At 75.9% G+C, this 17,361-nt stretch carries 17 protein-coding genes; 11 read left to right on the top strand and 6 right to left on the bottom strand.

Translation table 11 applies throughout. The features are described from left to right. Window positions 1-118: 118 nt before the first annotated feature. The 7 genes from ACYVO2_RS30685 to ACYVO2_RS30655 all read left to right on the top strand — a co-directional run bounded on the left by ACYVO2_RS30685 (window position 119) and on the right by ACYVO2_RS30655 (window position 8,036). The gene (locus ACYVO2_RS30685; RefSeq protein WP_461011353.1) at window positions 119-1,675 is read left to right on the top strand and encodes a DUF4331 domain-containing protein; all 1,557 of its coding nucleotides are present in this window, start codon (window positions 119-121) and stop codon (window positions 1,673-1,675) included. A gap of 140 nt (window positions 1,676-1,815) precedes the next feature. Then, window positions 1,816-3,123, top strand: a complete 1,308-nt coding sequence (locus ACYVO2_RS30680) for a tetratricopeptide repeat protein (RefSeq protein ID WP_461011319.1) — start codon at window positions 1,816-1,818, stop codon at window positions 3,121-3,123. Next, entirely contained in the window at window positions 3,120-4,646 is a 1,527-nt protein-coding gene (locus tag ACYVO2_RS30675; protein WP_461011318.1) for an urease accessory protein UreH domain-containing protein, read from the top strand. Before ACYVO2_RS30680 ends, ACYVO2_RS30675 begins: the two co-directional genes overlap by 4 nt. Before the next feature lie 88 nt (window positions 4,647-4,734). Next, complete coding sequence (locus ACYVO2_RS30670; protein ID WP_461011317.1) at window positions 4,735-5,466, top strand: L,D-transpeptidase family protein; 732 nt, start codon at window positions 4,735-4,737, stop codon at window positions 5,464-5,466. A 114-nt stretch (window positions 5,467-5,580) separates the two neighbouring features. Then, the gene (locus ACYVO2_RS30665) at window positions 5,581-6,480 is read left to right on the top strand and encodes a tetratricopeptide repeat protein (RefSeq protein WP_461011316.1); all 900 of its coding nucleotides are present in this window, start codon (window positions 5,581-5,583) and stop codon (window positions 6,478-6,480) included. A gap of 8 nt (window positions 6,481-6,488) precedes the next feature. Next, a complete protein-coding gene (locus ACYVO2_RS30660; protein ID WP_461011315.1) occupies window positions 6,489-7,586 on the top strand; it encodes an NAD(P)-binding domain-containing protein in 1,098 nt (365 codons plus the stop codon). A gap of 27 nt (window positions 7,587-7,613) precedes the next feature. Then, window positions 7,614-8,036: a YjbQ family protein gene (locus tag ACYVO2_RS30655; RefSeq protein WP_461011314.1), complete on the top strand. Its 423-nt coding sequence runs from the start codon at window positions 7,614-7,616 to the stop codon at window positions 8,034-8,036. A 21-nt stretch (window positions 8,037-8,057) separates the two neighbouring features. Here ACYVO2_RS30655 and ACYVO2_RS30650 read toward each other — a convergent pair whose 3' ends face one another. Continuing rightward, window positions 8,058-8,465: a Dabb family protein gene (locus tag ACYVO2_RS30650; RefSeq protein WP_461011313.1), complete on the bottom strand. Its 408-nt coding sequence runs from the start codon at window positions 8,463-8,465 to the stop codon at window positions 8,058-8,060. A gap of 175 nt (window positions 8,466-8,640) precedes the next feature. On the opposite strand from ACYVO2_RS30650, the gene ACYVO2_RS30645 reads away from it, so the two are divergent. Beyond that, on the top strand, window positions 8,641-10,203 hold the full coding sequence (locus ACYVO2_RS30645) for an L-lactate MFS transporter (RefSeq protein ID WP_461011312.1): 1,563 nt from the start codon (window positions 8,641-8,643) through the stop codon (window positions 10,201-10,203). Window positions 10,204-10,240: 37 nt separating this feature from the next. On the opposite strand, the gene ACYVO2_RS30640 is transcribed toward ACYVO2_RS30645, so the two are convergent. After that, window positions 10,241-11,038, bottom strand: a complete 798-nt coding sequence (locus ACYVO2_RS30640; protein WP_461011311.1) for an aminotransferase class IV family protein — start codon at window positions 11,036-11,038, stop codon at window positions 10,241-10,243. Between the two features lie 173 nt (window positions 11,039-11,211). Here ACYVO2_RS30640 and ACYVO2_RS30635 point away from each other — a divergent pair, with 173 nt between their 5' ends. Further along, entirely contained in the window at window positions 11,212-11,556 is a 345-nt protein-coding gene (locus tag ACYVO2_RS30635) for a MerR family transcriptional regulator (RefSeq protein ID WP_461011310.1), read from the top strand. Window positions 11,557-11,626: 70 nt separating this feature from the next. Here ACYVO2_RS30635 and ACYVO2_RS30630 read toward each other — a convergent pair whose 3' ends face one another. The 4 genes from ACYVO2_RS30630 to ACYVO2_RS30615 all read right to left on the bottom strand — a co-directional run bounded on the left by ACYVO2_RS30630 (window position 11,627) and on the right by ACYVO2_RS30615 (window position 16,130). Continuing rightward, on the bottom strand, window positions 11,627-13,180 hold the full coding sequence (locus ACYVO2_RS30630; protein WP_461011309.1) for a radical SAM protein: 1,554 nt from the start codon (window positions 13,178-13,180) through the stop codon (window positions 11,627-11,629). Between the two features lie 259 nt (window positions 13,181-13,439). Then, window positions 13,440-14,843 (bottom strand): dihydrolipoyl dehydrogenase, encoded by a 1,404-nt coding sequence (gene lpdA / locus ACYVO2_RS30625; protein ID WP_461011308.1) that lies wholly within the window; start codon window positions 14,841-14,843, stop codon window positions 13,440-13,442. A 77-nt stretch (window positions 14,844-14,920) separates the two neighbouring features. Next, the gene (locus ACYVO2_RS30620; protein ID WP_461011307.1) at window positions 14,921-15,604 is read right to left on the bottom strand and encodes an HAD family hydrolase; all 684 of its coding nucleotides are present in this window, start codon (window positions 15,602-15,604) and stop codon (window positions 14,921-14,923) included. Between the two features lie 43 nt (window positions 15,605-15,647). Next, a complete protein-coding gene (locus tag ACYVO2_RS30615; protein WP_461011306.1) occupies window positions 15,648-16,130 on the bottom strand; it encodes an Lrp/AsnC family transcriptional regulator in 483 nt (160 codons plus the stop codon). 432 nt (window positions 16,131-16,562) lie between these two features. Here ACYVO2_RS30615 and ACYVO2_RS30610 point away from each other — a divergent pair, with 432 nt between their 5' ends. Further along, the gene (locus tag ACYVO2_RS30610) at window positions 16,563-17,096 is read left to right on the top strand and encodes a GNAT family N-acetyltransferase (RefSeq protein WP_461011352.1); all 534 of its coding nucleotides are present in this window, start codon (window positions 16,563-16,565) and stop codon (window positions 17,094-17,096) included. Between the two features lie 89 nt (window positions 17,097-17,185). Continuing rightward, window positions 17,186-17,361 (top strand): ATP-binding cassette domain-containing protein (locus tag ACYVO2_RS30605; protein ID WP_461011351.1); only part of this gene is annotated, 176 nt, incomplete at its 3' end.

Raw genomic sequence — 17,361 nt, 5'->3', positions numbered from 1 at the left:
CCGCCCCGAACACCCCCGCGAGACGGCCGCCGGGGACCGCGGCGCCGGGCCACGGCGCCACCTCGGCGGCCGGCCGTCGAACACCGAGGCCCCACCCCACGTAAGAGGGATCATGACCATGACGACAGACCGCGGGACCGCAGCCGGACCCGGGCGCGACGGCGCGCAGGCGCGGGGCCGGGGCGCCAAGCGCCGGGCCGTGGGACTGCTGGCGGGCAGCGCCGCGCTGCTGACCGCGTCGGTGACCTGCGGCGGCCTCGCCGCGCTCGCGCCGGGCACCGCGGCGGCCTCCAGCCACCGCGAGGCGCCGCTGATCTCGGGGCAGCCCGCGTACGACAACACCGACCTGTACGCGTTCGTCAGCCCGGACAGGCCCGACACCACCACGCTGATCGCCAACTGGAACCCGTTCGAGGAGCCCGCGGGCGGCCCGAACTTCTTCCCGTTCGCCGAGGACGCCCGCCACCAGTTCCACATCGACGCCACGGGGGACGGCCGGTCGGAACTGATCTACCGCTTCACCTTCACCACGCACGTCCGCAACGGCGACACGTTCCTGTACAACACCGGCCCGGTCACCAGCCTGGACGACCCCGACCTGAACGTCCGCCAGACCTTCGACCTGGAACTGCTGCGCTTCGAGCACGGCAGGCACAAGGGCACCACCAAGCTCGCCGACGACGCCCCGGTCGCCCCGTCCGACGTCGGCAAGGCGTCCATGCCCCGGTACGCCGACCTGCGCGACCGGGCGGTGCGCGCCCTGCCCGACGGCTCCACCGTCTTCGCCGGGCAGGCCGACGACCCGTTCTTCCTCGACCTGCGCGTGTTCGACCTGCTGTACGGCGGCGACCTGTCCGAGACCGGCGACGACACCCTCGCGGGGTACAACGTCAACACCCTCGCCCTCCAGGTGCCCTCCGCCCTGCTCACCGCGGGCGGCGAGGACCCGGTGATCGGCGTGTGGACCACCACCCAGCGTCGAAGCTCCTACGGCGGCGACTGGACGCAGGTCTCCCGGCTGGGCATGCCGCTGGTCAACGAGGTCGTCATCCCGCGCAGGGCCAAGGACGGGTTCAACGCGTCGGCGCCCTGGGACGACGCCCAGTTCGCCGGCTTCGTGCTCGACCCCGAACTGCCGAAGCTGATCGAGCAGATCTACCAGATCAACGCGCCGGCGACGCCCCGCAAGGACCTCGAGCAGGTGTTCCTCACCGGCATCCCGGGCGTCAACCAGCCGGCCCGGGTGCGCCCGCACGAGGCGCTGCGGCTCAACACCTCCACCGGGCCGGTGGCCGCGCCCGAGCGGCTCGGCGCGCTCGACGGGGACAACTCCGGCTTCCCCAACGGCCGCCGGCTCACCGACGACGTCGTCGACATCTCCCTCCAGGTCGTCGAGGGCGAGCTGACCGGCGCCAAGAGCGACCTCGGCGACGCCGTGGACGCCAACGACCTCCCGTTCGGCAAGGAGTTCCCGTACCTCGCGCTGCCGCACTCCGGCTCCCGCGGCGCGGACGGCGGCGGGAGCGGCGCGGACACCCGGATCAACGCCGGCCGGGCGTCCGCCTCCGACAGCACCCTCACCGAGTCGCCGTGGATGCTCGCCTCCAGCGTCACCGGCGGCCTCGCCCTGCTGCTGGGCATCGCCGGGCTGCTGTGGCGCCGCAGGCGCGCCTGAGCCGGACCGGGCGCCGGCGCGCACCCGAGGGCGACGCACGCCGCGGGTGGCGCACACCCGAGGCGACGCACACCCGAGGCGACGCACACACGACGGCGCGGCCGTGTCCGGCGGCCGGGCCAGAAAGGCGGCATCCCACGATGAGGCGACCCGCGCACACCATCGCCACCGTCGCGGCCCTCGCGCTCGCGCTGACCCTGGGCGGACTGGCCGCCTCGGGCGACCCGCCGCCCGGCGACCGCCCCGCCGCAGCGTCCGCGCCCGCGGCCGCGGGCCCGCCGGGGGCCGGCGTCACCGGCCTGGAGGAGCACCTGCGCGCCAGGCCGCGCGACGCCGCGAGCTGGGCGGCCCTGGGCGTGGCGTACGTGGAGCGGGCCCGCACCGGCGGCGACCCGGGCGACTACCCCCGCGCCGAACGCGCCCTGCGCCGCTCCCTGGAGGAGCAGCCGCGGGACAACGACGCGGCACTCGCCGGGCAGGCCGCGCTCGCCGCCGCCCGGCACGACTTCACCGGCGCCCTGGCGCTCGCGCGGCGCGCCCTTGGCGTGAACCCGTGGAACGAGACCGCGTTGTGCGCCCGCGTGGACGCGCTGGTGGAGCTCGGCCGGTACGCGCAGGCGGACGCCGCCGTGCGCCAGGCCGACGCCAGGCGCCCCGGCCTGCCCGTGGCCACCCGCGCCGCCTACGTCCTGGAGCTGCGCGGCGACACCGGGCAGGCGCGCCGGGTGCTGGAGCGGGCCCTGGACGCCGCGACCTCCCGCGCCGACCGGGCCCACGTCGCCACCGCGCTCGGCGAACTCGCCCGCTCCCAGGGGCAGTACCCGCGGGCGCTGCGGCACTTCGCCACCGCGCTGCGCGCCGACCCCGCGCACCTGCCCGCGCTGGCCGGCCGGGGCCGCACCCTGGCCGCGCGCGGGCAGTTGCGGGAGGCCGCCGCCGAGCTGGAGCGGGTGGTGGCGCGTCAGCCGCTGCCCGGCCACCTGGCCGCGCTCGGCGAGGTCTACGACGCCCTCGGCCGGCGCCGCGAGGCCCGCGAGCAGTACGCCGTCACCGACGCGTGGACCGAGCTGGCCAGGGCGGGCGGCGTCGCCACCGACCTGGAGACCGCCCTGGTCGCCGCCGACCACGGCGACGCCGCGCAGGCACTGCGGGCCGCCGAGGCCGAGCGGCGGCGGCGCGGCGGGGTGCACACCGCGGACGCGCTCGCCTGGGCGCTGCACGTCAACGGCCGCAGCCGGGAGGCGCTGCCCCTGGCCCGCGAGGCCACCGGCGCCGGATACCGCAACGCCGCGTTCCTCTACCACCGCGGCATGATCGAGCGGGCCCTGGGCCGGGACGCGGACGCGCGCCGCCACCTCACGGCCGCCCTCGCCCTCGACCCCGGGTTCTCCCCGGTGGGCGCCCAACGGGCCAGGGCGGCCCTCGCCGGACCGGAGGGCCGCCGGTGAACCGCCCGCCCCGCCGCCGCCCCGCCGTCCCCGCCGCCGCCCGTCCCGCCGTCCGTCCCGCCGCGGGCGGCGCCGTCCTCGGTCTGCTGCTCGCCCTGGCCGCGCTGCTCACCGCGGCGCCCGCCGCCGCCCACCCGCTCGGCAACTTCACCGTCAGCCACCACGACGCCCTGGTGGTGGCCCCCGACCGGCTGCGCGTCCACCACGTGGAGGACCTCGCCGAGATCCCGGCGGCCCAGGCCGGGGCGGACATCGACACCGACGGGGACGGCACGCACACCGCGCGGGAGCTCGCCGCGTGGGCCGCCCCGCGGTGCGCCGCCGCCGCGGGGCGGGCCACCGTCCGGCGGGACGGCGCCGCGCTGCCCCTGACCGTGGACCGGGCGGGCGCCGAGCGCCGCCCCGGGCAGGCCGGCCTGCCCACGCTGCGGGTCGAGTGCCGCCTGTCCGCCGCGCTGCGCGACCTCACCGCGGGCACGGAGATCACCTTCACGAGCGCCGCCGGGACCGGGGCCGACGCGGCCTGGCGGGAGATCACCGCGCGCGGCGACCGCGTCACCCTGGAGCGGTCCGACGTCCCCGAGCGGTCCGCCTCGGCGGTGCTGACGTCCTATCCGGAGGACCTGCTGTCCTCGCCGCCCGACCGGCGCGGCGCGGCCCTGACCGTGCGCCCCGGCGGCGCCCCGCTCGCCGGGGACGGCGACGGCGAGGCGGCCGGGCCCGCCGGGGTGCTGCCGCGCGGGGCGGACCGGTTCACCGAGGCGTTCACCGGCCTGGTCGCCGGGCACCGGCTCACCCCGGCCTTCGCCGCGGTGGCGCTCGGCGTCGCGGTGGCGCTCGGCGCGATGCACGCGCTGGCGCCCGGCCACGGAAAGACCGTCATGGCGGCGGCCGCCGCGGGCCGGGGCCGGGGCTCGCGCCGCGACGTGCTGCGCCTCGGGGTCACCGTCACCGTCACCCACACGGCGGGCGTGCTGGTGCTCGGCGCCGTGGTCGTGGGCGGCTCCACCGCCGTCCCCGCCGCCCTGCCCTGGCTCGGCGCGGCCAGCGGCGCGCTGGTGGCGGCGGCCGGCGCGGGCCTGCTGCGGCGCGCGTGGCGCGACCGGGAGCGGGGGCACGGCCACACCCACGCCCACCATCACCACACCCACACCCACACCCACGACCCCGCGCCCGCCCCCCGCCGCCGCGGCGCCGTGCTCATGGGGTTCGCGGGCGGACTCGTCCCCAGCCCCTCGGCCGTCCTGGTGCTGGTGGGCGCGTGGGCGCTCGGCAAGGCGTGGTTCGGGGCGCTGCTCGTCCTCGCCTACGGCGCCGGGCTGGCGCTGACCCTCGTCGCCATCGGGCTGCTGGTGGTGCACGCCGGGCAGCGGCTCGCCCGCCTGGCCGCCGCGGCGCCGCGGCGCAAGGGCGGGCGGCTGCTGCACCGGATGCAGCACGCGGCACCCGTGGGCACGGCCGCGGCCGTACTGGTCCTCGGCTGCACCCTCGCGCTGCGCGGCATGTCCGCGGCCGTGGGCTGAGCCCGCGCCGGAGCCCTTCGGCACGGCGGTGCGAGGATGGGGCGAGCGTCCGCCGCCCGCCGGGGCGGCGTGAGGAGGGTCAACGGCCATGCGCACACCGGTTCCCGGGCGCGCCGCCGCGGCGACCGCCGCCGCGCTGCTCGCCGTGCTCGCCGCGGGCTGCGGGAGCGGCCGGGACGCGCCCGGCGCCGCCCCGGGCGGGACAAAGGCGGCGCGCGCCGAGTCCCCTTCCGCGCCGGCGCGCCACCTGCCCGGCGTCGGCGAGCGGATGCGCGAGCGGATCCCGGCCGCGTCCCGGCAGGTCGTCGCCGTCTACGGGGAGCGCGCGACATCGGCGGCGTCCACCGTCGTGCTGTACCGCGAGCGCGGCGGCAACTGGGTGCGCGAGCGGTCCTGGCCCGCGCACAACGGCCGGAAGGGCTGGACCGCCGAGCACCGCGAGGGCGACCGCAGGAGCCCCGTCGGCGTGTTCGGGCTCACCGACGCGGGCGGGGTGCTGCCCGACCCCGGCTCCGCGCTGCCCTACACCTCGTCCCCGGCGTTCACCCCGCCCGCCTGGTGGTCGCCGCGCACCCGCCACGACTTCGACCACGTCATCGCCATCGACTACAACCGGGTGCCCGGCACCTCCCCGCTCGACCCGGCCCGTCCGCTGGGCCGGGAGCGCGGCGGCGGCATCTGGCTGCACGTGGACCACGGTAGCGGCACGTCCGGGTGCGTGAGCGTGGCCGCCCCGGCCATGGACTACCTGCTGCGCACCCTCGACCCGAAGCTGCGGCCCGTGGTGGTGATGGGCGACCGGGCGAGCCTGGCCCGGTAGACGGACGCCTTGATTGACGGTCCGTCAACTCCGCGCCGCTCTGTCGGTGGCGGGCCGTACCGTGGAGGACGGAGCACCACGCGGCGCGAGGCACAGGGGAGGTGACGGCCGCACATGGACGACACGCGCCACCCCCGCGACCCCGCCGCCGGGCCGGCCGGCCACCGCGAGCGCCCCGACCCCGCCGCCGACCGCGCCCGGTTCGCCGGCGCCGAGCCCGCCCACCGCGCCCTGACCGCCCGCGCCGCCCGCCTGTACCGCCTGCTCGCCCTGCACCCCGCGCCGCCCGGCCGGTACGGCGCCGCCGAGTTCACCGTCCCCGTCGCCGCCGCCGCCCTCGGCACCGCCCCCGGCGACGCCGCCCGCCTCCTCGCGGAGCTGACCGCCGCCCGCCTCCTCACCCGCGACGCCGGCGGCGGCCGCTACCGCATGCACCGTCTGATACGCGAGCACGCCGCCGCCGCGGCCGCCCGCGAGGAGACCGCCGCGGCCCGCACCGCGGCCGTGCGGCGCATGCTGGAGGCGTATGCGCGACTCGCCGCCGCCGCGTCCGCGTCCCCGGACGACGCGCTGCTGCGCGAGGAGGCGGAGAACCTCACCGCCGCCGTGCGCGCGGCCGAGGAACTGGGCCTCGACGGCCTGGTGGTCCGCCTGTGCGACGCCCTGGGCCCCGCCTACGCCCGCGGCTGGTACCCGTGGGAGTGCGTGGACACCCATCTGCGGGGCGCGCCGGCGGCCCGGCGGTGCGGCGACCCGGCGGCGGAGGCGCGGATACGCGTGCGGCTCGGCGGCGCGCTGGCCGCCGTCGGGCGGCTGGACGAGGCCGAGGGCCACCTCCTCGCCGCGGCCCGGCTCGCCCGCGCCGACGGCACGCCCGAAGGGGAGGCCGCCGCGGTGCGGGGGCTCGCCGACCTCAGACGGCGGCAGGGGCGCCCCGAGGACGCCGCCGCGCTGCTCGCCGCCGCCGAGGAGTGCTCCCGCCGGGGGGAATCAGCCGGTCCCGCCGGTCGTTGACGCGAGGCGTGAGCGACCAGCGCCTCCCGCGCGTACGGGACACCGTCGTCGTCGGCGCCGGGCAGGCGGGCCTGCCCAGCGCCTACTTCCTGCGCCGCGCCGGATTCGAGCCGGAGCGCGACTTCGCCGTGCTCGACCACGCGCCCGGGCCCGGCGGCGCCTGGCAGTTCCGCTGGCCCTCGCTCACCCTCGGCGCGGCCCACCGCGTGCACGACCTGCCCGGGATGCCGCTGGTCGCGCCCGACGAGACCAGGCCCGCGGCCGATGTCGTCGCCGAGTACTTCGGCGCCTACGAGCGCGCCTTCGACCTGCGGGTGCGCCGCCCCGTGCACGTGCGGTCGGTCGAACCGGGCCCCGGCGGCCTGCTGCTGGTGCGCGTCCGGCGCGACGGCGGCGACGAGGTGCTGCCCACCCGCACCCTGATCAACGCCACCGGCACCTGGGACCGCCCGTTCTGGCCCCGCTACCCCGGCCAGGAGACCTTCCGCGGGCGCCAACTGCACAGCGCCGACTACCGCGGCCGGGAGGAGTTCGCGGGGCTGCGCGTCGTCGTGGTCGGCGGCGGCAACTCCGCGGCGCAGCAGCTCGCCGAGGTCTCCGAGGTGGCCGCCGCCACCACCTGGGTCACCCGGCGCCCCCCGGAGTTCCGCGAGGGCCCGTTCGGCGAGGAGTCGGGCCGCGAGGCCGTCGCCCGCGTGGCGGAGCGGGTCCGCCGCGGTCTGCCCCCGCTCAGCGTGGTCAGCGTCACCGGCCTGGCCGTCACCCCGGCGGTGGCGCGCGCCCGCGCCCGCGGGGCGATGCGGGCGAGGCCCGTCTTCGACCGGATCACCCCCGACGGCGTGGAGTGGGACGACGGCACCCGCGTCGCGGCGGACGTCATCCTGTGGGCGACCGGCTTCCGGGCCGCGCTGGGCCACCTCGCCCCGCTGGGCCTGCGCGAGCCGGGCGGCGGCATCCGGGTCGAGGGCACCAGGGCCGTCGCCGACCCGCGCGTCCACCTGGTCGGCTACGGCCCTTCGGCGAGCACCATCGGCGCCAACCGGGCGGGCCGCACCGCCGTCCGCGAGATCCGCGCCCTCCTCGACCGGGGTGCCGCCGCGGCGTGACCGGGCCGCGTGGGCCACCATGGACCCATGCCCGACACCTTCTCCTCCCGCACCCTGGACATCACCACCGGCGGCACCGAGACGGCGTACGACCTCACCCGCGAGGCCACCGCCTTCCTCCGCGAGGTCGCCGCGGGCCGCGACGGCCTGCTGAACGTCTTCGTCCCGCACGCCACCGCGGGCATCGCCGTCATGGAGACCGGCGCGGGCAGCGACGACGACCTCCTGGCCGCCCTGCGCGACCTCCTCCCGCCCGACGACCGCTGGCGCCACCGCCACGGCACCCCCGGCCACGGCCGCGACCACGTCCTCCCCGCCCTCGTCCCGCCCCACGCCACCCTCCCCGTCATCGCCGGGGAACTGGCCCTGGGCACCTGGCAGTCGATCGTCCTGGTGGACACGAACGTGGACAACCCGCGCCGCCAGGTGCGGCTGACCTTCCTGGGCTGACCCGCCCGGGGTGAACGCCGGTCAGGCGTCGGCGGGGATGCGGCCCTCGGAGAGGGCGGCGACGAGGCGGGCCCACTCGGGGTACTTCGCGGCCTTCGCCAGGTGCAGCGCCATGACCTTGCCGTTGAGTTCCGGGTCCGGGTCGTCCGACAGCCGCACCGGGGAGATCTTCTCCAGGTGCGGCATGAGCACGAAGTCGCCCGCGATGTGCACCGGGTCGTGCATGTACCGCTCGAGCGCCGCCAGGTCCGGGACGGCCGCCAGGTAGGTGTGCGTGTAGCCCTCCGACGGGTCGCCCAGGTCCTGGCCGACGGTGGAGAACGCCACCGAATCGACCGAGGCGGTGCGCCGCATCGCCGCCAGGGCCTCGGCCTTCTGCTCCTCGGTGGTGCCGTCCTTGAAGCTGAAGCGCAGGATGTTGACGATCATGGATGCCGCTCCCGGGTGAACTGGTGGGTTCAATTTCTCTGACTGATCTGTAATTTAACAGGTGAATCCGGCTCAGTGAACCCATGAGTTCAATGCGGGGTCCGGCGCGGGTGGTGGAGGCTCGCGTTCCGCCCGATGGCTGGTCAGCGGAATCCGAGGCTCCTACCCTGCGGGAATGGTCGAAGGATCACTGGCGGTCGCGGACGGATCCGGGGAGGGCGGCCCTCCGGCGCGTGCCCGCGTCGTCGCGCCGCCCGGCTGGAGCCGCTGGCTGGTGCCGCCCGCGGCGCTGTCGGTGCACCTGGCGATCGGCCAGGTGTACGCGTGGAGCGTGTTCAAGCCGCCGCTCGAGTCCTCGATGGACCTGTCCGGGACGGCCAGCGCGCTGCCGTTCCAACTGGGCATCGTCATGCTGGGCCTGTCCGCGGCGTTCGGCGGCACCCTCGTCGAGAGGCGCGGGCCGCGCTGGGCCATGCTCGTGTCGCTGGTGTGCTTCTCGGCCGGGTTCCTCGTCGCGTCGGCGGGCGCGGCCCTGGAGCAGTACTGGCTGGTGGTGTTCGGCTACGGCGTCGTCGGCGGCACGGGGCTCGGCATCGGCTACATCTCCCCGGTCTCCACGCTGATCAAGTGGTTCCCCGACCGGCCGGGCCTCGCCACCGGCACGGCCATCATGGGCTTCGGCGGCGGCGCGCTGATCGCCTCGCCGTGGTCCACCCGGATGCTGGACTCCTTCGGCCGCGACACCGGCGGCATCGCCACCACCTTCCTGGTCCACGGCCTGGTGTACGCGGTGTTCATGACGCTCGGCGCCCTGCTGGTGCGCGTGCCCCCGCCGGGCTGGCGCCCGGCGGGGTGGCGGCCCGAGGACGCCGCCGCGCGCCCCCTGGTCACCACCGCGAACGTCTCCGCCCGCAACGCGGTGCGCACCCCCCAGTTCTGGTGCCTGTGGGTGGTGCTGTGCATGAACGTCACCGCGGGCATCGGCATCCTGGAGAAGGCCGCGCCGATGATCACGGACTTCTTCGCCGACACGGACACCCCGGTGACCGGCGCCGCGGCGGCCGGGTTCGTCGCCCTGCTGTCGCTGGCCAACATGACCGGCCGCATCCTGTGGTCGTCCACCTCCGACCTGGTCGGCCGCAAGAACATGTACCGGGTCTACCTCGGGGCGGGCGCCCTGATGTACCTGGCGATCGCCCGGCTGGGGGACGACAGCAAGCCGCTGTTCGTGGGGTGCGCCATGGTGATCCTGTCGTTCTACGGCGGCGGCTTCGCGACCGTCCCCGCCTATCTGCGGGACCTGTTCGGCACCTACCAGGTCGGCGCGATCCACGGGCGGCTGCTGACGGCGTGGTCCACGGCGGGCGTGCTCGGCCCGCTGATCGTCAACCGGATCGCGGACGAGCGCGAGGAGGCCGGGCACAGCGGTCCCGGCCTGTACTCGGTCTCCCTCACCATCATGATCGCGCTGCTGGTCGTCGGCATCGTCGCCAACGAGCTGGTGCGCCCGGTGCACCCCAGGTTCCACGAACCGGTGGAGCGGGACGCGGGCGGCGCCCCCGCCGCGGAGGCCGCCCGGACGGCGCGCGGGACGGAGGCGGCGGAGGCGGCCGGGGCGGCGCCCACGGCCTGGCCCCCGCGCCGGATCGCGCTCGCGGTGTTCGCGTGGGCCTGGGTGACCCTGCCGTTCCTCTACGGCCTGACCGAACTGCTCCGCAAGGCGGCGAAGCTGTTCTGAGCCGCGGCGGGCGCGGCGCGGCGGCGCGGGGCCGCGGTCACGGCGAGGTGAGCGGCTCGGCCCGGTGGGCGCGGTGGAGCAGCTCGACGAAGTCCGGTGCCTCGGGCAGCGGCACGGAGGCGATCCGGCGCACCGCGACGCCCGGCGTCCAGGAGTTCATCACCACGGCCCCGGCCAGGCCGGGCAGGTCGTCGAGGGTGACGTCCCGGACGTGCTGGGGGACGCCGAGGCGGTCGAGCTGCCGGCGGACGATGCCCATCGTCGTCCCGGCCAGCACCTCCGCCGCCGGCCACACCACCGCGGTGCCGTCCCAGAACGCCAGGTTCCAGATCGTCGCCTCGCTGAGCCGGCCCCGGCGGTCGACGAAGGCGGCGTCGTCGAAGCCGTCCGCGACGGCCCGGCGCAGCAAGTACGTCTTGGCCACCTCGCCGACGTGCTTGACGGCCGGCAGCATCCGCTCGTGCCCAACCGCCGCCAGCGCCAGCGGGCCCCGCGGTCCCGACGCCGCGGGACCGGTGCGCACCAGCACCTCGAGTTCACCGTCGCGCGCGGTGAACTCACCCGCCCGCGAGTACACCGTGGCCGTCAGCGACATGTCGGCCGGGCCCGCGTCGAGCGCCGACCGCAGCAGGGACCGCACCCGGTCGTCGGGCAGCGCCCGGCCGAACAGCTCCACCGAGGCGTAGCGCAGCCGCTCCAGATGCAGGTCCAGGCCCCGCACCCGGCCCTCGCGCACCTGCATGGCGGTGAAGTGGGCGTGGCCCGCGAAGGCGAGCGGCGCCAGGTCCTCGGCGGTCGCCGCCCTGCCGTTGCGCTGAACGACGAAAGTGCTCATGCGTCACTCCAGGAGAATGGATCGAGCGAACGGGACGGCGGACCCGGCCACGCGGGGCCGCCGTGCGGCGGGCACACGCGCACCGGGGCGACCGGTGCGCGGAATGACCGCCCACGAGGCGACGTTAAGCCTTGACACCGGTAGGAAGGTCAACTGCGGACGGGGTTGGTTGCATGCTGATCGGGGAGTTGTCCCGGCGCACCGGGGTGGACGCGCGGCTGCTGCGCTACTACGAGGCGCAGGGTCTGATCGAGGCCGGCCGGGGCCGGAACGGCTACCGGCACTACGACGAGGACGCGGTGGTCACCGTGCGGCAGGTCCGCGCGCTGCTGGCCGCGGGGCTGACCACCGAGGTGATCCGCACGGTGCTGCCGTGCGTGCGCGGCGAGCGGCCGGAGTTCGAGTGGTGCGCGGAGCTGTGGGACATCCTCAACGGTGAGCTGGCGGCCATGGACCAGCGCATCGACGCCCTCCAGCGCAGCCGAGGCACCCTCGCCGACTTCCTGACGCCGCCCTGACCGGCCGCGGCCCCGGCCGCCGCGGGTCGCCCCGCGGCGGCCGGGGCCGCGTGAGTGCCGGTCCCGCGGGTCAGTAGTCCTTCGGGATCGCCGAGTTCACCGCCGCGCGGTGTTCGGCGAGGTTGGCCGCGGTGAGGCCGGGGGCCAGGTCGGGGGCGTAGTGGGCGACCACGTCGCGGAAGACGGCCAGGGTGGGCTCGTCCATCAGCGGGGTGCCGGGGTCGGCCACCGGCAGGGTCAGATAGCTGCGGACCCGGCCCAGGTCGTGGGCGTGCCGGCTCATGTCCACGGCGTAGTGGTTCACCATGAGCCGCAGCTCCGGGTCCGGGTGCGAGATCTCGTTGGCGAGTGTCTCGAACCCGAGGTTGAGGAAGTGGTCGGGCTCCTCCAGCAGCCTGCGGTGCCCGGCGGACCCCCGCCAGCCGGGGCGGTTCCAGTTGGCGTTCCCGGGGATCTCGTTCTTCGCGGGGAAGCCGCGGTACTCCGAGGACGGGAAGGTCTCCAGCAGCAGACCGCACAGCGCCCGGGTCTCGGCGAGCGTGTCGCGGGTGTCCTCGGGGACGCCGAAGACGTAGAGGATCTCCGGCACCAGGCCGTTCTCCTCCATGTGGTGGAACGCCGTGACCAGGTCCGAGCGCAGGGTGTCGGCGTGCTTGCGCATCGCGCGCAGCACCTCCACGGAGGCCGCGCCGTCCGCGCCGAAGCCGAACCGGTCGAAGCCCGCCCGCAGCACCAGGTCCCGCACCTGCTCCGAGCGCATCGCGGCGTTGTAGGAGTCGGCGCGGGTCAGCGCGTGCAGCCCGAGGTCCAGGTCCGGGTACCGCTCCCGCACCTCGACCAGGACCTCCAGGCGCCCGGTGAGCAGCGCCAGGTCGCCGCCGGGCAGCGCCTGCTGGAAGAAGTCGAGCGAGGTGCAGTACAGGTACAGGGAGGACAGGCCGAGCCGCCTGGCCAGCCGGCAGGCGCCCTCCAGATGGGCCCGGACATTGAAGAATCGTTCCCGCTGCTGTGTCTGCGCCCCGCAGAAGCTGCACCCGAACATGCAGCCCTGGCTGAACGGCAGGGTCAGCTCGTGCGTGAGGTAGGTGCGCAGGTCCTGTTCGGACAGCCGCCCCAACTGCCGCTCCAGGTCGATGTCCATCGCGCCGGGCAGCCCGGCCAGCGGCTGCCGCTCGGCCTTGCGGGCGCCGGGGAAGATCCGCGCGAACTCCTCGCCGGACAGCCGCTCGACGCCCTGCCCGCCGACGTGCACCCGCTCGGGCGGCACCCCGCGCTCACCGGTGAGCCAGCGGTGCACACGGGCGGCCGGGGCGATGTTCTGGGCGCCCATCGCGGCGATGCCGAAGGAGTCGTACTCCGCCAGGTCGTCGGCCTCGCGCAGGTCGTGGAGCTGGCAGTCGAACAGGGTGGCCTCCGCGAGACCCTGGCGTTCCAGCAGCTCGGCGGCGTACAGCGGGGCGACGGGCAGGAACGGCAGGCGGTCGGGGGTGAAGGGCCCGTCCCCGGCCAGGTAGTCGTCGTGGACGTACGGCGGGTGGATCATCAGGGTCCGCCCGGTGGGCAGCCCGGCGTCGCCGCGCCGGGCCGGATCGGGCAGAAGGACACTGCTGCGCGCGGACGCCATGCACACCCTCCAGAGGTGGGCCGGAAGACGGGGTCACGCCGTGCGGGCGGCTGCGACCCTGTCCGGTCTCGCGCCGCGGTGTCCACCGATGGTCCGGGCCCCCGGCCGGTCCCGTACAGGACACATTCGGCCATCGCCGCGGCGGGCCGCACGGGCGGGGGCCGCGCGGGGGAGCGGGGCGCCGCGCAGACGCCTCCGGCGCCCGCGGTGGTGTCCGCGAGCGCCGGAAGGAGGGGGAGGGCGGCGGGGCCGCCGGGTGTCACATGTTGATCATGTGTCCGGCCGCGCCGTGGATCGCGTCCTTGATCGCCTCGCTCAGCGTCGGGTGCGCGTGGACGTTGCGCGCCACCTCGTGCACCGTGAGGTCCCACTGCTGGGCCAGGGTGAGCTCGGGCAGCAGCTCGGTGACCTCGGGGCCGATCATGTGGGCGCCCAGCAGCTCACCGTGCTTGCCGTCGCTGATGATCTTCACGAAGCCGCCGGTCTCGCCGAAGCCGTGCGCCTTGCCGTTCGCCATGAACGGGAACTTCGCCACCTGCACGTCGAAGCCGCGCTCCCGGGCCTGCGCCTCGGTCCAGCCGAAGCTGGCGATCTGCGGCTGGCAGTAGGTGGCCCGCGGGATCATCACGTAGTCGAGCTCCATCGTCTCCGCGTCGGCGATGGTCTCGGCGGCGATGATGCCCATGGACTCGGCGGCGTGCGCCAGCATCAGCTTGGCGGTGACGTCGCCGATGGCGAAGATGTGCGGCACGCTGGTGCGGCACCGGCCGTCCACGTCGATGGCGCCGCGCTCGGTGAGCCGCACGCCGGTGTTCTCCAGGCCGTAGCCCTGGGTGCGCGGGGCGAAGCCGATGGCCTGGAGGACCTTGTCGGCCTCCAGCACCTGCTGCCCGCCGTCCTTGGAGGTGACGGTGACGCGCACCTTCTCGCCGGAGTCGTCGATGGTGTCGACCCGGGTGGAGGTGAGGACGTCGATGCCCAGGCGCCGGTAGCGCTTGGCCAGCTCGGCCGACACCTCCTCGTCCTCCAGCGGCACCATGCGGTCGAGGAACTCGACGATGGTGACCTTGACACCGTAGTTGTGGAGCACGTAGGCGAACTCGACGCCGATGGCGCCCGCGCCCGCGATGACGATGCTCTCCGGCAGCTTCTCGGAGAGGATCTGCTCCTCGAAGGTCACCACCCGCTCGCTCAGGGCGGTGCCGGGCAGCAGCCTGGCCGTGGCGCCCGCGGCGATGATGCAGTGGGCGAAGGTGACGGTCTCCGTGCTGCCGTCCTTGCGGGTCACCTGGAGGGTGTTGGCGTCCGTGAAGTGGCCGCGCCCCTCGAACGAGGTGATCTTGTTCTTCTTCATCAGGAACTGGACGCCCTTGGCCCGGCCGTCCGCGACCTTGCGGCTGCGCTGGAACGCGTCCCCGTAGTCGAAGCTCACCTGGCCGTCGACACGGATGCCGTAGGTCTTGGCTTCGTGCTTGAAGATGTGCGCCAGCTCCGCGTTGCGCAACAGCGCCTTGGACGGGATGCAGCCCACGTTCAGGCAGACCCCGCCCCAGTAGCGCTCTTCGACAATGGCTGTGCTCAGGCCAAGCTGAGCGGCCCGGATGGCGGCCACGTACCCACCGGGGCCCGCGCCGAGGACAACGACATCAAAGTGTGTACCCACGCGCTGAACCGTAGCAAAGCGCAGCTCCGCCCCCTTCCGACCGCCCCCCGCTCACCGCGGCGACCGGCCCCGCCCGGTCACCCGCCGACGATCCACCGGTGGGCCGCCCCGGCGTCGAACTCCCGGTGCCCGCCCCTGACCAGCAGCTCCGCCGTCGCGAACCCGGGGTCGTCCGCCAGCTCGGGCGAGTACGGCACCACCGCGCAGCGCATCCCCGCCCGGTGGGCCGCCAGCGCGCCCGGCGCGGAGTCCTCGAAGACCACGCACCGGGCCGGGTCCGCCCCCAGGGCCCGCGCCGCGTGGAGGAACACGTCCGGCGCGGGCTTGCCCCGCCCCACCTGCTCCGCGGACAGCCGCACCGGCAGCAGCGCGCCGAGCCCCGTGGCGTCCAGCACCGCGTCGATGGCCCGGGGGGAGGAGCCGGACGCCACGGCCATCGGGTGCCCGGCGGCGGCCAGGGCCTCCACCAGCTCCCGCATCGCCGGGAACACCTCCGTGGAGGTGCGGGCCAGCTCCAGGTAGTGGCGGTTCTTGAGCTCCAGCAGCTCCTCCACGGGGACGTCGAGGGCGTGCTCCGCGCGCAGCGCCTCGATGGTCTCCCGGGTGCCGATGCCCAGGAAGTCGGTGTGCCGCTCCCAGGTGTAGCCGTCGACGCCGTACTCCGCCAGCATGCGCCGGCCCGCCTCGAAGTAGTTCGGTTCGCTGTCCACGAGGGTGCCGTCGAGGTCGAAGATCACCGCGGGGAGGGGCCGGTCGCTCATGCCGCCCAGCATGCCAGGCCGCCGTGCCGGGGGAGGGCGCAGGTCAGCGCGCCCGCCCGGCGGACCGCCCCAGCGACTCCACCAGCGGCAGCGTCCGGTGGGCCACCCGCTCCCGCAGCGCCACCTCGGTGCGGGTGCGCACCACGCCCGGGGTGCGGATCAGCCGCTGGATCACGTCCTCCAGGTGGGTGTTGTCGCGGGCCGCCACCCGGGCCAGCAGGTCACCGCCGCCGGTGATGGAGAACGCCTCGATGATCTCGGGCAGCCCCGCCAGGTGCTCGGCCACGTGGTCCAGCTCGCCCTGGGTGGTCTCGATGTGCACGAACGCCTGGACGGGGTGGCCCAGCGCCGTCAGGGAGAGCCGGGGCCCGAACCCCGTGATCACCCCCTCCCGCTCCAGCCGGTCGATCCTGGCCTGGACGGTGCCCCGGGCCACTCCGAGCAGCCGGGCGTACTCGCGCACGCTGGTGCGCGGCTGCTCCATCAGCAGCCGCAGGATGCGGGCGTCAAGGGCGTCGACGGCCATGGGCCAACGGTCTCCTCGGCGGTGGGGTGGACGGCGCCCGACTGTACCAATGGCCCGACGGCGCGCGGGGGAGCCGGGCGGCCGGACCGGGAAGCGTCCGCCATCCGCCGCCCGGCGCACCCGCCCCCCGCCACCCGGCCCCTCGCGCGGCGCTCTGCCGGGGCGCGGCCCCGACTCGCCGTGCGCGGTGCCCGACTGCCCGACTGTCCGGCTCCCCGGCGACGGCCCTGCGGCGGCGCGATGACGCCGGGGCTTCCCACCGCAGCCACTTATTGCAAGTCAGTCGCAACTGCGATTGAGTATCAACAGTGAGGGCGCACTCCGGCGCGGCGACGGCATCCGGCCGCGCGGAGGTCGCCCGCTCCCGTTCGTGGAAGGTGGTCCGCTGTGAGCCCTGTCGTGCGTGTGCTGTCCGCTGACGAGTTCGTCTCCATGGCCGACGATCTCCGCGCGGTCTACACCGAGACCTTCTGCGCACCACCGTGGAACGAACCCGTGGCCAGAGCCGATGCCTATTCGGACCGTCTGCGGGCCGACGCCACCCGCCGGGGGTTCACGGCCGCCGTCGCCCTGGACGGCACCCGGGCGCTGGGCTTCGTCACCGCGTGGACGACACCCACCCCGTTCCCCGCCGACCGGCGCTACCCCGAGGCCGCCGCGGCCCTCGGACCGGAGCGCACGGAGGCGTGGCTGTGCGGTGGCAGGGAGGTGGACGAGCTCGCCGTCCGGCCCGGCGGGCAGGGCGCGGGACTCGGGGCCGCGCTCCTCGACGCCGTGGCCGCGGGCGCGCCCGAAGGCCGCTGCTGGCTCCTCACCTCCCTGCGCGCGCCCCGCGCGGTGGCCTTCTACGAGCGCCGGGGCTGGATCAGGGCCGGCCGTCCGGCGGCGGACGACCTGGTGGTCCTCCTCGGCCCCGGCCATCCGGCGCGCGCTCGTCTCGATCCGCCGCCTGCCCCCACCGCCTGACCGGCGCGGGCCCCGCCGGGGGCGGCCTTTCAGGGCGCTGAAACCGCCGTGAAACCGCGTTGAATGCGCCCGGCCGCAAGCTCTGCGGCATGACGACACCGACCTCACCCCCGCTCGCCATCGCGGCCACCGGGCTGCGGAAGTCCTACGGGGACAAGCCGGTCCTGGACGGCATCGACCTGGCGGTCCCGGCCGGCACCGTCCTCGCCCTCCTCGGCCCGAACGGCGCCGGCAAGACCACCACCGTCAAGATCCTCTCCACCCT

This window comes from Streptomyces capparidis, assembly GCF_054782095.1.
Note: the sequence above shows the minus strand (reverse complement) of the source record. Positions and strands in the feature narration are given on the sequence as shown.

Coding starts and splice junctions, on each gene's coding strand:
- ACYVO2_RS30685 (WP_461011353.1), top strand. CDS start 119: ATGACGACAGACCGCGGGACCGCAGCCGGACCCGGGCGCGACGGCGCG.
- ACYVO2_RS30680 (WP_461011319.1), top strand. CDS start 1,816: ATGAGGCGACCCGCGCACACCATCGCCACCGTCGCGGCCCTCGCGCTC.
- ACYVO2_RS30670 (WP_461011317.1), top strand. CDS start 4,735: ATGCGCACACCGGTTCCCGGGCGCGCCGCCGCGGCGACCGCCGCCGCG.
- ACYVO2_RS30665 (WP_461011316.1), top strand. CDS start 5,581: ATGGACGACACGCGCCACCCCCGCGACCCCGCCGCCGGGCCGGCCGGC.
- ACYVO2_RS30655 (WP_461011314.1), top strand. CDS start 7,614: ATGCCCGACACCTTCTCCTCCCGCACCCTGGACATCACCACCGGCGGC.
- ACYVO2_RS30650 (WP_461011313.1), bottom strand. CDS start 8,465: ATGATCGTCAACATCCTGCGCTTCAGCTTCAAGGACGGCACCACCGAG.
- ACYVO2_RS30645 (WP_461011312.1), top strand. CDS start 8,641: ATGGTCGAAGGATCACTGGCGGTCGCGGACGGATCCGGGGAGGGCGGC.
- ACYVO2_RS30640 (WP_461011311.1), bottom strand. CDS start 11,038: ATGAGCACTTTCGTCGTTCAGCGCAACGGCAGGGCGGCGACCGCCGAG.
- ACYVO2_RS30635 (WP_461011310.1), top strand. CDS start 11,212: ATGCTGATCGGGGAGTTGTCCCGGCGCACCGGGGTGGACGCGCGGCTG.
- ACYVO2_RS30630 (WP_461011309.1), bottom strand. CDS start 13,180: ATGGCGTCCGCGCGCAGCAGTGTCCTTCTGCCCGATCCGGCCCGGCGC.
- ACYVO2_RS30620 (WP_461011307.1), bottom strand. CDS start 15,604: ATGAGCGACCGGCCCCTCCCCGCGGTGATCTTCGACCTCGACGGCACC.
- ACYVO2_RS30615 (WP_461011306.1), bottom strand. CDS start 16,130: ATGGCCGTCGACGCCCTTGACGCCCGCATCCTGCGGCTGCTGATGGAG.
- ACYVO2_RS30610 (WP_461011352.1), top strand. CDS start 16,563: ATGGCCGACGATCTCCGCGCGGTCTACACCGAGACCTTCTGCGCACCA.